The organism is Bradyrhizobium sp. USDA3516, assembly GCF_057651995.1.
Genome location: NZ_JBYGYN010000016.1, coordinates 25,255 through 40,573 on the forward strand (window position 1 = coordinate 25,255; position 15,319 = coordinate 40,573).

At 66.3% G+C, this 15,319-nt stretch carries 13 protein-coding genes and 1 pseudogene; 5 read left to right on the forward strand and 9 right to left on the reverse strand.

The window, feature by feature from the left end:
• Positions 1-7: 7 nt before the first annotated feature.
• From AC24YW_RS34890 to AC24YW_RS34900, 3 genes and pseudogenes are all read right to left on the reverse strand, one after another.
• Entirely contained in the window at positions 8-994 is a 987-nt protein-coding gene (locus AC24YW_RS34890; protein ID WP_487486949.1) for a Bug family tripartite tricarboxylate transporter substrate binding protein, read from the reverse strand.
• Between the two features lie 43 nt (positions 995-1,037).
• Positions 1,038-2,233, reverse strand: a pseudogene (locus AC24YW_RS34895) (CaiB/BaiF CoA transferase family protein).
• A gap of 1 nt (position 2,234) precedes the next feature.
• Entirely contained in the window at positions 2,235-3,122 is an 888-nt protein-coding gene (locus AC24YW_RS34900; RefSeq protein WP_487486950.1) for an IclR family transcriptional regulator, read from the reverse strand.
• Positions 3,123-3,338: 216 nt separating this feature from the next.
• Between AC24YW_RS34900 and AC24YW_RS34905 the strand changes: the two genes are divergently transcribed.
• Positions 3,339-4,181 carry a hypothetical protein gene (locus AC24YW_RS34905; protein WP_487486951.1) on the forward strand — a complete coding sequence of 281 codons (843 nt, stop codon included), beginning with the start codon at positions 3,339-3,341 and terminating at the stop codon, positions 4,179-4,181.
• A 75-nt stretch (positions 4,182-4,256) separates the two neighbouring features.
• On the opposite strand, the gene AC24YW_RS34910 is transcribed toward AC24YW_RS34905, so the two are convergent.
• The gene (locus AC24YW_RS34910; protein WP_487486952.1) at positions 4,257-5,108 is read right to left on the reverse strand and encodes a fumarylacetoacetate hydrolase family protein; all 852 of its coding nucleotides are present in this window, start codon (positions 5,106-5,108) and stop codon (positions 4,257-4,259) included.
• 21 nt (positions 5,109-5,129) lie between these two features.
• Positions 5,130-6,653 carry a bifunctional 3-(3-hydroxy-phenyl)propionate/3-hydroxycinnamic acid hydroxylase MhpA gene (gene mhpA / locus AC24YW_RS34915; RefSeq protein ID WP_487486953.1) on the reverse strand — a complete coding sequence of 508 codons (1,524 nt, stop codon included), beginning with the start codon at positions 6,651-6,653 and terminating at the stop codon, positions 5,130-5,132.
• 166 nt (positions 6,654-6,819) lie between these two features.
• On the opposite strand from mhpA, the gene AC24YW_RS34920 reads away from it, so the two are divergent.
• A complete protein-coding gene (locus tag AC24YW_RS34920; RefSeq protein ID WP_487486954.1) occupies positions 6,820-8,007 on the forward strand; it encodes an ABC transporter substrate-binding protein in 1,188 nt (395 codons plus the stop codon).
• A gap of 33 nt (positions 8,008-8,040) precedes the next feature.
• On the forward strand, positions 8,041-9,225 hold the full coding sequence (locus AC24YW_RS34925) for a cytochrome P450 (RefSeq protein ID WP_487486955.1): 1,185 nt from the start codon (positions 8,041-8,043) through the stop codon (positions 9,223-9,225).
• On the opposite strand, the gene AC24YW_RS34930 is transcribed toward AC24YW_RS34925, so the two are convergent.
• Positions 9,222-10,028 carry a DNA-binding transcriptional regulator gene (locus tag AC24YW_RS34930; protein ID WP_487486956.1) on the reverse strand — a complete coding sequence of 269 codons (807 nt, stop codon included), beginning with the start codon at positions 10,026-10,028 and terminating at the stop codon, positions 9,222-9,224. The two genes, AC24YW_RS34925 and AC24YW_RS34930, sit on opposite strands and share 4 nt — an antisense overlap.
• A 149-nt stretch (positions 10,029-10,177) precedes the next feature.
• Between AC24YW_RS34930 and AC24YW_RS34935 the strand changes: the two genes are divergently transcribed.
• Positions 10,178-11,161 (forward strand): VOC family protein, encoded by a 984-nt coding sequence (locus tag AC24YW_RS34935; protein WP_487486957.1) that lies wholly within the window; start codon positions 10,178-10,180, stop codon positions 11,159-11,161.
• An 18-nt stretch (positions 11,162-11,179) separates the two neighbouring features.
• Here the strand turns inward: AC24YW_RS34935 and AC24YW_RS34940 are convergent, their stop codons facing one another.
• Both AC24YW_RS34940 and AC24YW_RS34945 read right to left on the reverse strand, forming a co-directional pair.
• A complete protein-coding gene (locus tag AC24YW_RS34940; protein WP_487486958.1) occupies positions 11,180-11,842 on the reverse strand; it encodes a response regulator in 663 nt (220 codons plus the stop codon).
• Complete coding sequence (locus AC24YW_RS34945; RefSeq protein ID WP_487486959.1) at positions 11,839-13,221, reverse strand: HAMP domain-containing sensor histidine kinase; 1,383 nt, start codon at positions 13,219-13,221, stop codon at positions 11,839-11,841. The genes AC24YW_RS34940 and AC24YW_RS34945 overlap by 4 nt, the downstream gene beginning before the upstream one ends.
• A gap of 186 nt (positions 13,222-13,407) precedes the next feature.
• On the opposite strand from AC24YW_RS34945, the gene AC24YW_RS34950 reads away from it, so the two are divergent.
• Complete coding sequence (locus tag AC24YW_RS34950; RefSeq protein WP_487486960.1) at positions 13,408-14,292, forward strand: DUF3280 domain-containing protein; 885 nt, start codon at positions 13,408-13,410, stop codon at positions 14,290-14,292.
• On the opposite strand, the gene AC24YW_RS34955 is transcribed toward AC24YW_RS34950, so the two are convergent.
• Complete coding sequence (locus AC24YW_RS34955) at positions 14,282-15,313, reverse strand: L-idonate 5-dehydrogenase (RefSeq protein WP_487486961.1); 1,032 nt, start codon at positions 15,311-15,313, stop codon at positions 14,282-14,284. The genes AC24YW_RS34950 and AC24YW_RS34955 overlap by 11 nt on opposite strands.
• Positions 15,314-15,319: the final 6 nt, after the last annotated feature.

A 15,319-nucleotide genomic window follows, 5' to 3' on the forward strand; every position in this document is an offset into this window, starting at 1 on the left:
CGGCTTCCTATTCGCCCTTGAGGCCGGCATCGCGGATCAACTTGGTCCACTTCTGCGTCTCGGCATCGATGAACTTGCCGAACTCGGCTGCGGTGCCGGCACGCACCTCGAGGCCCTGGGCGGTCAGCTTGTCCTTGATCGCAGGCTCGGCGAGTGCGCGCAGAACCTCGGTCTGGAACTTGTCCACGATGACGCGCGGCGTCGTGGACGGCACCATGAAACCGTACCAGCCGGCGGCGGCGACGTTGGGAAAACCCTGCTCGCGCAATGTCGGCGCCTGCGGGTAGAGCGCGCTGCGCTCGGCCGAGGCGACACCGAGCACCGTGAATTTGCCGCTCTGGATGTAGGGCAGTGCGGTCGGCAGCGCGGTCAATGTGGCGTCGACCCGTCCGGCGAGCAGCTCAGTATAGGAGGCCGCATCGCCCCGGAACGGGATGTTGAGACCCTTGACGCCGGCATCGCGGAACAGGAGCTCTCCCGCGAGATGCGGCTGCGAGCCCGCGCCGGGGGAGGCGAAGGTCAGTCCATCCGGCTTCGACTTGCCGTAGGCGATCAGCTCGGGAAGCGTCTTGAATGGCGCGTCGGCACTGATGATGAGGAACAGCGGCGCGATCACGGCCATCGCGACCGGCTGCAGATCCTTGCGCTCATAGGTCAGCTTGCCGAACAGCGCCTCGGCGGTGGCGTAGGGCGCCGCGACATAGAGGATCGTATAGCCGTCGCCGGGCGCATGCGCGACCATGTCGTTGGCGATGCGCGTGCCGGCGCCAGGCTTGTTCTCGACGATGAACTGCTGGCGCAGGCTGCGGCCGAACTCCTCGGCCAGCAAGCGCAGCGAGATGTCGTTGGAGCCGCCCGGTCCGTAAGGCGAGATCAGCCGCACCATCCGCGACGGCCATGCATCCTCGGCCCGTGCCGTCAGGCCCGAGCCGGCGACCAGCCCGCCTGCGATTGTGCCCAGCAGGGTTCGGCGTGTGACCTTGAGCGATGCCACTGTTTTCTTCCTCCCATTATATTGTTGGTCTTCTTTGCGACGTTCAGATCACCTTTCGCTCGGTGAGCCGTTCGATCTTCTGGTTCGAAAGGCCGAGCCAAGTCGGAACACCTCGTCATTGTCCTGGCCGACGTCGCCCGCGGCGTGACGCAATCGCGCGGGGTCGACCGTGAAGCGCGGGACGGCATTGGTCATGGCAACCGTGCCGAAATCGCGGTCGGGAACGCGGGTTATCACCTCGCGCGCCCTGACTTGCGGGTCGTCCGCGATCTGATCGATCGAATAGATCGGTGCGAGCGTTCCCTGCGCGGCATTGAACCTCGCGAGAACTTCGTCGAGAGGATGTGCGGCGCACCAGACCGCGAAGATGTCGTTCAGCTCAGTGGCGTGCTTGACGCGCTGGTCATTGGTGGCGAAGCGCGGATCCTCGGCCAGGTCGGGACGTCCGATCGCCCGGCAATTCGCCGCAAAGAGGGCGTTGGTCGAACCTGCGAGCGTCACCCAGTGATCGTCGCTGGTGCGAAACACGGCGGCCGGCGCGGAATAGCCGTTGGAATTGCCGATGCGGCTGCGAACGGTGCCGAGCTGGTCGTGCTCAATGGCGAGCACGTCGAGCAGGCGGAAGGTAGCTTCGGTGAGTGCGAGATCGATCTCCTCGCCGGGAGCGCCGGGGTCGCGTGCCCGCTTCCACAGCGCTGCCAGCACGCCGACGGCGCCGAACAGGCCGCCGATCGAATCCCCGATCGGGTATCCGGGATGGGTCGGCTCGCCCTCGCTCTCGCCGGTGATGTAAGTCAGTCCGCCCATGGCCTCGAAGATGCGGGCGAAGCCGGGGCGCTCGCGATAGGGGCCATCCTGCCCGAAGGCGGTGGCGCGCAGAATCACAAGGCGCGGCTGGATCGACCACAGCACCTCCTTGGGAAGGCCCCAGCGATCCAGCGTTCCCGGACGAAAATTCTCGATCAGCACGTCGAAGCGTGGAAGGAGCTGCTTGAACAGTGCAAGCCCTTCCGGAGTACGCAGATCGAGCGTGGCAAACTTCTTGTTGCGGTTGGCGGCTTTCCACCACAGCGGCTTGCCGTTCTTGAACGGCGGAAACGACCGCACGCCGTCGCCTTGCCCTGGCATCTCGATCTTGAGCACGTCCGCGCCGTAGTCGGCCAGCAGCGTCGCGGCGAACGGCGCGGCGATGATCGTCGCGATGTCGAGAACCTTCAATCCCTCGAGTGGTCCAGCCATGTCATGTCCCGGCGCTTGTGATTTTCTTGGTTTTGCGCGGCGGCGGCTTGAGCTCGGCCTGCCCGACCATGGCCCGGATGCTATCGGCGAGCGCCGCGATGCGCGGACCGATTTCGCCCTCGAGCTGCCCGGGCTGGAGCCGGAAGGCGGGGATGCCGCAATTGATCGAGAATGATTGTTTCGCTTCGCTGACATGAAACAGCGGCGCGGCGACGGCATGGATCGAGGCCATGTACTCGCCCCAGCAGGTGCAAAAGCCGCGGCTTTTGCATTGCGCGATGCCGGCGCGGTATTTGTCACGGAAGGCCGACCATAACTCGGCGTCTTCGGCGGCGATGTTCCCTTCGAGCCGCTCGGCATCGGCCGGCGGCAAGGTCGCGGCCGCGGCGCGTCCCATGGCGGTCATCACCACGGGGATCGGCATGCCGATGTCGGGCGCATGCGGCCCGACATCGCCGGAGCGCGCGGTCTCGACATAGATCATCGAGGTGGCGTCGAGCAGGCCGATCGAGACCGTGCCGCGGACGCTGAGCGCCAGCTCCTGCATCATCGGGCGCGCCACCTGGCGAAATTGCATTCCGGCGAGCAGGGGATGCGCCATCCGCAGCGCCCGCGCACCGACGCGGTACTTTGACCGCTCGGGGTCGTAGCGGAGATAGCCGAGCTCGGCCAGCGTATGGGTCAGCCGCGCCACCGTCGGGCGCGGGATTCCGGTCAGCGTCGACAGCTCCATGTTGCCCAGCACCGTGCTCCCGGCCTTGAACGCCTCGAGCACGACGAGCCCCTTTGCCAGCGTGGTGGCGAAAGCGGCGTCATCGGCGCTCTCGGCCAGCACGGCTGCGGCAGAGGAGAGCGGGCGCTGCGGTTTGGATGAGTCAATCGAAGCCATCCCGGAATATCAGACGGACGGATTACGAATGTCCAATAGATTCGCCGTTCATGAGAAAATTGTCCGATATGTGGACACTCGGCTCACAGCGCTTCTTGCGCCATCCGGGCACCGCTGGAACGACCAGGCACACAGATTTTTGTCGTGATTGCATGCCGTTCTGTGACAGGATTATTACGACGACGTGTCAGATCGATAATTTTTGCGGAGCGGTTCATGTTGCTGTGGCAGGCGCGGTCAAATCCCCTGGCGTGGTGGTGGGGATCCCTCACGCTTGTGAGCAGCGCCAATATCCTCGTCTGGTTCATGCTCTATCGTGAGTTCTATCCGACGCCTTCGGCCAGCCTCGGTGGCGGCTCTGACATCGGGCTGATGTTCCTGCTGTGCGCCGGCTACGTGTTCGGCTGCGCCTTCCGTTCGGTGCTGCCGCGCGCCGACGTGCAGCGCATCTGCCTGTTCGACACCTGGCTTTCCAGCGTCGCCGTCGGCCGGACGGTGGCAACCGTGGCCGAGCTCTGCTTCGCCGCGCAATGGGCCATCATTCTGCATCAGCTCGGCAAGATGACGGGCGCGGAGACCGCGGTGAACATCGCGCTCGTGATCGTGCCGATCATCATCATCGCGGAATGCTTTTCCTGGTACGCGGTGGTGACGACCAACTTCCTCTACAACGCGATCGAGAACTCGCTGTGGGCGGTGACCTTCTTCCTGGCCGGCATTGCGCTGTGCCGCCTGATGCCGGAATTCCAGGGCGTGGTGCGCTGGGCGCTGATGTCAGGCATCGTCGGCATCGCCTGCTTCCTCGCCTTCCTTATCACCGTGGACGTGCCGATGTATCTCAGCCGCTGGCGGGCAGGGCACGTCGAGGGCAACAAATTCCTCGGCTTCCTCGAAGGCCTGCATGACGTCGCGACGCGCTGGGTAGTGACCCACGACGTCGCGCATTGGAAGGGCGAGCTGACCTGGATGTTCCTGTATTTCAGCGCCGCGGTGTGGTCGAGCCTTGCGCTGTGCGCGCTCTACGCGATGGAAGGCTATCTCATGCGCTATCTGGCCTGACGGCCAGATTGGTTTGAATTGACGCGAACCGGTGTCCGTTTGGCTTGAAAGCGCTCTCGTTGCCGGCCAGGCGGGTCAGGCCGGTTCGGCGATCACCGTGTTGCGCAAGGTGCCGATGCCGGAAATCTCGACCTCGACGGTGTCGCCGGGGCGCATCCACAGCGGCGGCGTGCGCTTGGCGCCGACACCGCCCGGCGTGCCCGTGACGATGACGTCGCCGGGGACGAGCGGGCAGATGGTGGAGATGTAGGCGATCAGCTCGGGGATGGCGGTGATCAGGAGATCCGTCGTGGTGTCCTGCACGACCTTGCCGTTCAGCCTTGTCTGCAAGGTGAGCTTTGACGGATCCGGAATCTCGTCGGTCGTCACCAGCCAGGGACCGAAACTGCCGCTCTCGGCAAAGGTCTTGCCCGCGAGGAATTGACTGGTGTGGCGCTGCCAGTCGCGGATGCTGCCTTCATTGTAGCAGGAGTAGCCGGCGACGTGATCAAGCGCGCGGCCGGCCGGAATGTGACGGCCCGCCTTGCCGATGACGAGTGCGAGCTCGCCTTCATAGTCGAAGTCGTCGCTCACCCCTGGTTTCACGATGGGCTGGAGATGGCCGACCTGGCTGCAGGCGAAGCGCGCGAACAGCGCCGGCTTTTCGGTGACGGTGCGGCCGGTCTCGGCGACGTGATCGCGATAGTTGAGGCCGACGCAGATGATCTTGCCGGGATCGGGAATCACGGGCGCGAAGCTGATCTTGTCGAGCGGATGATCGGGCGCCGTGGATGCGACGATTTCAGCCGCTTCGGCCAAGCGGCCGGCTTCGAGCAGCTGCCGCAGCGTGGCGCACCCCGCCATCCGCGCGCCGAGATCGACGACATTGTTGTCCTTGACGGCTCCGAAGGAGGGGCGTCCGTCCACACTGAATGAGAGCAGCTTCATGAAATGTCCTTGAGGGTTCGGTCAGGCCGCGGAGGGCGCTTGGGCGTAAGGAATTTGGATTGGAGGCGCGATGGCGGCGATGAGGCGGTCGAGCTCGGCCTCGTTGCAGGCGGAGCCGCGGATGTAACGGTCGGGACGAACCAGTGCGGCGATGATGCCGTGCTCGCGCAGCCAGTCTCCGACACCTTCGGCGTCGTCGCCGGCGAGAATTTCTATCCCCGCCTGCGACAGCGCGAGGCGCGACGGCAGTGCGGCCGCCGTCTCGATGAGCAGCACATGGCTGTAGCCGGTCCGGTCGTCGCTGCGGCGTCCGTCGCTCAGCATGAATTGCGGTGCGAGGTGTCCGGCGAGCGGCAGGTCGCCGAACGCCAGCCCGGGGCCGAGCAGGGGCTTCTTCACGTCCAGCTTGACGGGCGCATTCTCGCGCGCTTCGCCGGCAGCAAGGCCGGCCTCGATCGCCTTGGTGTTGATGACACCGCCGAGGCGAATCGCGAGCTCGATGAACTCGCGCACATGCGGCAGGCGTTCGCTCTGATAGGTGTCGAGCAGATCGGGCGCGGCGCCGTCGCGGATCACGCTCGTCAGCTTCCAGGCGAGGTTGGCGGCATCGCGAATGCCGGCGCACATGCCCTGGCCGAGGAACGGCGGGGTCTGGTGCGCGGAATCGCCCGCGAGCAGCAATCGCCGGTTCCGCCATTGCTGCGCGATGACCGAATGGAACGTGTAGACCGCAGCGCGCTCGATCTCGGCATCGTCGGGCGTGATCCAGCGCGACAGCAGCTCCCAGACCTTCGCAGGTTGCGCGACGTCCTGCGAATCCTCGTCCGGGAGAACCGTGATCTCCCAGCGCCGCCGCGTGCCGGTGCCGCGCACATAGGTCGCAGGACGCCTGGGATCGCAATGCTGGAGGCTGTAGTCGCCGAGATCGTCGCGCGGCCGCTTGAGCAGAGCGTCGATCACCAGCCACCGCTCGTGGAAGCCGAGATCGTCCATGCCGGAGCCGATGAAGCGGCGCACCAGCGAGCGGGCGCCGTCGCAGCCGATCACATAGCCGGCGCGAACCTCGCAGAGCCTGCCGTTGGAGAGGTCCTCGTAGCGGACGCGCACGCCAGTCTCGTCCTGATCGAGCGCGAACACCTCGCAGCGGTTGCGCAAGCTGACATGTGGCCAGCGAGCGAGCCCGCCGATCAGCACGTCCTCCAGATCTGGCTGGTGGAAGCGGTAGCTGAGATGCCAGCCCATCGGCGTCAGCGTCTGCGGGCGCGACCAATCCAGCAGCATGCGACCGGCGGCATCGAGAAAGAGCATGCCGGGGCTGAGGATGACATGCGGCAGGATCGCCTCGGCAAGCCCGATGGTTTGGAAGACGCGCATGCATTCGTCGTCGAAATGCACGGCCCGCGGCAGATGATAGGTCCGCGCCTCGCGCTCCAGCACCAGCGTCCTTACGCCGGAGAGGCCGAGCAGGTTGGCGAGCGTGGCGCCGACCGGCCCGCGGCCGACGATCACGACGTCGAAGTCTTCAGCGGTGCATCCATCTTGCATGGGCTATCTCTTCCCGAAGCGGTACCGGTCCTTCAACGCCGTCGCGCCAAGTGTCCGCCCAGCGGACGACCTGCTCCAAAGCCCGCCGTGTCCGCCAGCCGGACATTTCCGCAATGACGCTACTTCCACCCGGCCTGCGTTGGCTACTTAGGGTCAGGAAAAAAAAGTGCAGGTTGTCGATCCGGCAGCCGCGGAGGAAACGACGATGCTGAAATGCGCGGGAATGGTGTTCCTTGCCATCCAATTGTTCGTGGTGCCGGCGTTAGCGGCGGACATCAACGTGGGAATCCTGCTGTCCACGACCGGTCCGGCCGCCGCGATCGGAAGTGCCGAGCGCAATGGCGCCAGCTTTGGCGCGACCGAAATTGCGGGCCACAAGGTCAACTATCTGTTCCTCGACGAAGCCTCGGACAGCACCGCGGCCGTCGCGGCGATGCGGAAGCTATTCCAGGGCAGCAATATCGATATCCTCGTCGGTCCGACCACGACGCCCGGGTCTTTCGCGGTCATCGATCCCGCCGTCGAATACCGTCTACCGGTCATCACGCTGGCCCCGGTCAACGCCCTGGTGGCACCGGTCGATGCGCGCAAGCGATGGATCTTCAAGACCACCACCAATGACGATCACGAAGCGGCGCCGTTATTCGCGCACATGAAGAGGAGTGGCGTGAAGAAGCTCGCCCTGATCGGTTTCGGCGATTCCTATGGTGATGCCTGGAGCAAAGTCAGTGCGGAGATGTGCGCGGCCGCGGGGATCGCGCTCGTTGCCGACGAGAAATATGCACGAACCGACAACACCGTCGTCGGACAGATCCTCAAGATCGTTGCCGCTGATCCCGACGCCGTCCTCATTGCAGCCTCCGGTGCGCCCGCGGCGCTGCCGCTGCTTCAGCTTCGCGAGAAGGGATTTGCCGGCAAGGTGTACGGCACGCTCGGCGCCACTTTCGGAGACTTCCGGAAGCTGACGGGCGCACAGGGTGACGGCATCTTCGTGCCGCTGAGCCCGGCGGTCGGAGCCGCCTCGTTGCCGGATGGCCATCCCGCCAAGCAGGCCGCGCTGGAGTTCATCCAGCGCTACGAAGGCAAGTTCGGTCCGGGAAGCCGCAACATCTTTGCGGGATCTGCCTACGATGCTCTGCTCCTGATCGAGCGCGCTGCACCCGCTGCGCTGAAGGTGGGCGCGCCCGGGACGGCCGAATTTCGCGAAGGCCTCCGCAGCGCAATCGAAGGGCTCAAGGGCCTGGCCGGCTCCCGCGGCGTCTACAATTACGGCCCCAATGACCACACCGGCCTTGACCACACTGCGCTGACGCTTGGTCAGCTCCAGAAGGGCGAATGGGTGGCGGTGCCCTGAGACGGGCCTCCGGACCGACAGGGAGAATAGACGATGCCGGCCATTCCCGGACAACCGGTCTATGACGTCGATCTCTACAGCGACGAGGTCCTGGGCGATCCATACAAGCACTACAGAGCCCTTCGCGATCTGGGTGCGGTGGTATGGTTGCCGCGTAACGAGCTTCATGCGGTGGCTCGCTTCGAGGACGTCCGCGCTGCCCTGCGAAACCCGGCCGTGTTCTCGTCGGCACAGGGAGTTGCAGCCAACGACCACGTCAACAGCATCTCGCGAGGCACGACGCTGGCGAGCGATGCGCCCTTGCATGATCGCCTGCGTGCGATCATAGCAGCCCCGTTGCTGCCGCGGGCGCTGGAAGAGATTGCGCCGCAGATCAGGGCGGAGGCCCACCGGCTGGTCGATGATCTGGTCGCCCGCGGCCAGTTCGATGCGGTATCGGATCTTGCTCAGCACCTGCCGCTGACGATCGTCTCCAAGCTCGTGGGGCTGGAGGATTATGGTCGCAGCAGCATGCTTCGCTGGGCTGCCGCGACCTTCAACGTGCTCGGCACGATGAATGCGCGGGCCTGCACGGCTCTGAAGGACGTTCAGGAGATGCGCGCCTATCTCGGCGGCGAAGAGATCAGGTCTCGCCTGCGGCCCGGCAGCTGGGGCGATCGCATCTTTGCCGCTGCGGACCGAGGCGAGGTCGAGCCCGAGCGCTGCCCGGTGCTGATGCGGGATTATCTCGGGCCGAGCCTCGACACGACGATCTTCGCGACGGCCAACCTGGTCCTGCTGTTCGGCCGGCATCCCGCGCAATGGGATCTGGTCCGCGACGATCCGGCTCTGATCCCGAATGCGATCAACGAGGCGCTGCGGCTGGAATCCCCGGTCCGCGGCTTCACACGCCACCTTGCGGCCGACGCGACGATCGGCGACCTGACCCTTCCGCGCGAGAGCCGGCTGCTGCTGCTATACGCGTCGGCCAATCGTGACGAGCGTAAATGGCAGGATCCGGAACGCTTCGACGTGAAACGTCGCGCCAACGACCATCTCGGATTTGGCAATGGGACGCACATGTGCGCAGGCCTTCATCTGGCCCGGCTGGAGATGACGGCACTGCTCGAAGCCCTGGTGAAGCGTGTGGCCCGCTTCGAGATCGGGGAGCCCGTGCTGGCGCTCAACAACGTGTTGCGTGGCCTGGCTTCTTTGCCGGTTCGGGTGAAGCGCGCTTAGCCCGCAGTTGCCGCACCCCCGACGTCGATGGCTGCCGCGGTGCTGCGCATGGGATCGACAAAAGTTGCGATGGCTTCCTCCATGCCCAGCGCCGAACGAATCCAGATGATGGAGATGCAGCCGAACACGGCGCCGCCCCGCACGATCGGGACGGCTATCGATGCCGTCTTGGGATTGTATTCGCCGTCGCCGCGGATGGCGTAGCCGCGTGCCTGCGTCTCGGCAATCATCTGGCCAAGGCGAACTTCATCGATGAAGGGGCGGTCGTCGACCTCGTCGATGCGGCGGAGATGATTGATGATGAGATCGCGTTCGCGCGCCGGGCAGGCGGCGAGATAGGCGCGGCCCGCGGACGTACGCAGCATCGGCAGGCGCTTGCCGATCATGCCGCGATCGATCGAAAGGGGGCTGCGAGAGTGCGTGGTCTCCTGCACCACCATCGCGGCGTTCTCGTAAGTCGAGAGATCGACCGGCCAGACCAGTTTCCTGCTGAGCTCGGCGAGATAAGGCGCCGCCGCCTGGCAGATCACCACGCCGGGATCGTAGCCGTCGCCGAGGCTCAGCGCGCGCCGGGTGACCCGAAACCGGTCGTCGCTGGCGCTGCGGGCGATATAGCCGAGCTCCTCCAGGGTTTCGAGGAGGCGGTACACGGTGGGTCGGGGCAGGTCGAGCGCGCGGGCGACGTCGCCGGCGCGGATGCCGCCGGATCGGTTGACCTCGTGCAGCACATCGAGCCCGCGCTTGAAGGCGCGGACTCCCTCGGACTGCCGAGGCTGGCCGTTCCGCGTCCGCTCCTTGGACACTTGATATTTCCTCCCTTGCGGCACATCGCGGCGCGCTTATTGTCGCCTGCGAACGCGATGCGATTGCGAAGCGCCACCGTAGGATCGCGCGCGGCTGGTATCAAGCTCGCCGCAGGACGGCGACCGCGAATGCCTTCGGGAGGAATTCGATGGAAATCGTAGCGCTCGGCTATATCGGGATCAGTTCATCCCAGCTCGACCAATGGAGCCGGATGGCGACCGGGCTGCTCGGCATGCAGCAGGTCGATCGCGGCGGCAAGATGCGCGCCTTCCGCATGGACGACCGCAAGCAGCGGCTGATCGTCGACGGCGGCAGCGATGCCGGCCTCGCGGTGATGGGATGGGAAGTTCCTTCGACCGCCGAGCTGGACAGGTTGGCAGGACGGCTGGAAAGCCATGGCATCAAGGTGGCGAGGGGCTCGCGCGCACTCGCTGACGAGCGGCATGTCGCCGAGCTGATCGCGTTCACTGACCCCGCCGGCAACCGGCTGGAGGCTTTTTGCAAGCCGGAGCTCGCGAGCGAGCCGTTCAGGCCGGGCCGCCCGATCTCGGGCTTCCGCACCGGCGCGCTCGGCATGGGGCATGTCGTGCTCAATGTGGAGGATGTCGAGGTGCTGTTGCCGTTCTATCGCGACGTGCTTGGCTTTCACGTCTCCGATTTCGGGCTGAAGCCCTACGGGCTCTATTTCTTCCACGTCAACGGCCGCCACCACTCCTTCGCGATGGTCGGCTCGGGGCGGAAGGCGATGCATCACTTCATGGTCGAGCTCGGCTGCCTCGATGATGTCGGGCAGGGCTACGACCTCGCGCAGATGGACGAGGGACGCATCGCCTACACGCTGGGCCGGCACACCAATGATCACATGACCTCGTTCTACGTGAATACGCCGTCCGGCTTCTTCATCGAATATGGCTGGGGCGCACGCGTCATCGATCCCGAAACCTGGCAGCCGCACGAGACTTTCGATGGGCCTTCTTTGTGGGGCCACGAGCGGCTGCATATGCCGGAAGAGCAGCGCAAGCGCTTGCGCGAGATGCGGCTCGACGCCGCTGCCCGCGGCGTGCGCGCCGCCGACCCGCGCGTGCCGCCGCTCAACTGCGCGTGGCTCGACGCGGTAGTCGCGCGTGAGTGATCTGCGGCGACGCCGCGATCAGGCTTCGCCGAGATCGACCTCGGTCAGGATCCCCTGGCGCAGCGCCAGCCGGACCAGTTCGATGTCGGAGCCGACGCCGAGCTTGTCCTTGATCAGCGAGTGCAGGTTCGCCACCGTCTTCGGGCTGACATGCAGCGTCTCGGCGATCTCCTCGGTCGTGTTCTCGGCAAGCAACAGCCGCAGCACCTCGAACTCGCGCGGCGTCAGCACGTCGGCGGCGGAGCTCTCGCTGCTGATGCGGCTGAGCGCAAGCTCGTGGTCGATATCGGGGCTGATGGCGATCTTGCCGGCGAGCACGTCCTTGACCGCGCGCACCAGGGTCTCGGGCGGGCTGGTCTTGGTGACGTAACCCCGTGCACCGGCGCGGATCGCCTGCACGGCAAAGCCGGCATTCTCGTGCATGGTGAAAACGAGAATCCGCGCCGCCTTGTCCCACTGCCTGATCCGCCTGACGGCTTCGATGCCGCCGATGCCGGGCATGCTGAGGTCCATGATGACGAGATCGGGCGTCTCGGATTTGTAGAGGCGATAGGCCTCCGCGCCGTCGGCCGCCTCGGCGACCACGCGCAGGCCCGGCTGCTTCTGCAGCACCGAGCGATAGCCCTCGCGGACGACGGAATGGTCGTCGACCAGCAGGATGGTCGCATCCGTCGCGCTCATGCCGCGTGCTCCAGGGCCCGCGGATCGGCGGACGCGAGCGGAATGAACACACGCAAGGCTGAACCGCGAGGGCTGGTCTCAAAACTCAGCCGGCCGTGAAGTGCGGCGACACGCTCGCGCATGCCGAGCAGGCCCATGCCCGATTTGGCCGAAGCCTCGTTCGGCCGGCCGTCATCCTCGACCACGAGGGCAATCTCGCTTGCGGTTGCGGTAAGATGCAGGCTGACCCTCGTTGCGCCGGCGTGCTTGGCCGCGTTGGTGAGCGCCTCCTGCACGATCCGATAGAGATTGGCGCTGACGTCGGCGGGCACGCTGTCGAATGCGCCGTCGAACCGGATCTCGAAGCGGGGCTGGCCGCGGCTGCGGCCGTTCCACCCGGAGACCAGGCCTTCGAGGCTGGCGACGAGGCCGAGCTCGTCGACATCGGGGGGCCGCAGCCGGAACAGCGCGCCGCGCAGCGTCTCCATCATGCCGGTTGCGGTGCGGGCAATGCTGTCGCATTCGCCGAGCAGGTCGGGACAGTCCTGCGCCGCAGTCTGGCGGGCGGATGCGGCCAGCGCGCGGATCGCGGCGAGCGACTGGCCGAATTCGTCGTGCAGCTCGCGGGCGAGATGGCGGCGCTCCTCGTCCTGGAGCGCGATCAGCTTCCGCGTCAGCTCGTTGCGCTCGGCAAGCGCGGTGTGGAGGCTTTCGGCGAGATGGTTGAAGACGTCGCGGATGGCGGAGAGCTCGGCGAGGTCGAACGGCGGCAGCCGGGTGGTGAGGTCGCCGGCGGCGATGCGTTCGAGGCCGCTGCCGATCATGCGGGTGGGCCGCAGAGCACGGGCCAGTGCGGCATAGACCAGCCCGCAGAGCAGCGGCAGCGCGATCGCAAGCGCGATCATGAGGCGGCCGGCCTCGTGCCAGGCCTCCGCCGTCTGCACCGCCGGGTCGATCGAGACCACGGTCTCGCCGAGCTTGGTTCCGCGCACGATCACGGGCCGCGCCGCCTCGCGGCCAGGGTCGAACAGGCTGCGATAGAAGGCGGCGAAGGCTTGCGGCGGCGGGCTCGCCGGGGCAGGCGCGCCGCTGCAGAAACGCTGCAGCATCTCGCCGTTCGCGCTGCGGAAGCCGAGGCAGAGGCCGGGCGTCATCACATGGGCCGACACCGGGTCGAGGTCCGGAAAGTCCGAGCGGGGGCTCGCCGCCCACTGCACCTTGCCTTGCTGCAGCTCCAGCGTCTTGGCCACGATGGCGGCGATGGCGTCGATGCGCGCATGCGCGGCGCTATCGGCGGTGACGAGGAAATAGGTGGAGATCGCGGCGAAGCAGGCGGCCGATATCGCGGCCACGCGCAGCGTCAGACGGACCTTGAGATCGAATCTCGGGCGATTCCACATCGGCTTGCACCTGGTACGAACGGGGTTGTCGCGCCTCATTAGAGGGCAGAACGCCGACGGCGGGAAGCGTTCCCGACTTGCCGCACTGCAACGTCGTGAAATTTTCCCGGCGTTGGTCGGGATGGTGACGGCTGCGGAGCCTCAGGCGGCCCGTCCAGATTTGCGTTCCATCCACGAGGTCCGTTCATGCATCGCTGCCGGCTGTCTCTCTCCGCCTGTCTCCTCCTCGTCCTCTCTTGCTCGCCCCTCGCTGCGCAGGCCGCCATCGGTGTCGCCATGGACGATTTCAGCTACACCGATACTTCGGCCGAGCCGACCGACCAGGCCGCCGCCCACGAGCGGCGGCTGGCGGCGTTCATGGCCGCGCTTCGAAGGGACATCGAGGCAGACCAGCGCTACCGCTTGGTGCGATCCGCCCAGGACGGCGCGGCGTTCAAGGTGGTCGGCGGCATTCAGAAGACGAGCACGCTGGTGCAATGGGCCAAGGTCGCCGTGATCGACGTCGGCGCCACGACGCTCGTGCTGGACAAGCTCTACAGCTTCCGCGGCGACAATGACGAAGCATGGGAGCGCGCCCAGATGTTCGTGTCCCGCGAGGTCATGGCCGCGCTCGGCACGCCTGCGCCGGTCGCGCTGGCCGTGTTCGATTTCGAGCTCGAGGACATGACCGCCGCCTCGGCGGGGGCGTCCGCTGCGTCGGATGCGTCATATCTCGCGGAGGTCACCGGCGGTGTGCGCGAGGCACTCGGCCAATCCGGCCGTTACCGCATCGTCGAGGTCGGCGCAGAGGCGGGGAAGGGTGGCGCTTTGCGGTATTGCGGCGGCTGCGAGGCCTTCATTGCGCGCAAGCTCGGTGCGGACCAATCATTGATCGGCGTGGTGCGCCGCGTCAGCCGCACCGAATATACGCTCGGATTCCAGGTTCGCGACTCCAGGACCGGTGCGGTACTGGCGCGCGGCGACAGCGGCCTGCGCCTCGGTGCGGACTATTCCTGGAAGCGCGGCGCCGTGCGGCTGGTCAGAGAGCGGCTGATCGAGAGCCAGCAGGCCACCGAGGCTGCTAGAAAGTAAGCTGCACCTTCATCGATTGCGAGCGGTCGCTGGCGAGCTCGAAGGCGGCGACGGCGTTCTCGAACGGCATAGTGGCCGTGATCAGCGGCTTGACGTCGATCAGGCCTTCGCCCATCAGGCGCACCGCGAGCTCGAACTCGGGATCGAAGCGGAAGGTGCCGCGCAGCTGCAATTCCTTGGCGACGATGGAGTTGATCGGCAGCGTCATCTCGCCGCCGAGGCCGAGCTGCACCAGCGTGGCGCCGGGCCTGAGCACGTCGAGCGCGGTGCGGAGGGCGGCCTGGTTGCCGGAGGCCTCGAACAGCGTGTCGAACACGCCCTTGCCGGTGCGCCAGGGATCGAGCGCGGTGGCATTGGTCGCGACGTTGATGGCATGCGTGGCGCCGAGCTTCTTGGCGACCGCGAGCGGCGCGTCAGCGACATCGGTGACAACGATCTCCGACGCGCCGCCGAAACGTGAGACCAGAATCATCAGCGCGCCGATCGGGCCGCAGCCGGTGATCAGCACGCGCTTGCCGAGCAGGGAACTGGCCTGCTTGCCGGCATGCAGGCACACCGCAAGCGGCTCGGCGACCGCAGCTTCCGCCAGCGAAAGCTTGTCCGAGATCGGCACGGCCTGCGTGGCATCGACCGTGATGAACTCGCGAAAGCCGCCCTGCACATGGGGAAAGCGCATCGCGCTGCCGAGGAAGCGCATGTCGAGGCACTGGTTGCGCATGCCTTCCTGGCAATGCAGGCACGCCCCGCACGGTCTGCTCGGGTTGACCGCGACGCGCGTGCCGGGCTTCACACTGGTGACGCCGTCACCGACGTCGGCGACGACGCCGGCGATCTCGTGACCCAGCGCCATCGGCTGCTGGATGCGCACGACGCCGAAGCCGCCGTGATGATAGTAGTGCAGATCGGAGCCGCAGATCCCGCCATTGGCGATCTTGACGCGGACCTCGCCAGGGCCGGGGTCCGGATCGGCATAATTGTCGATCCGCAGGTCCTTCGGGGCGTGGATGACGACGGCGCGCATGGCTTG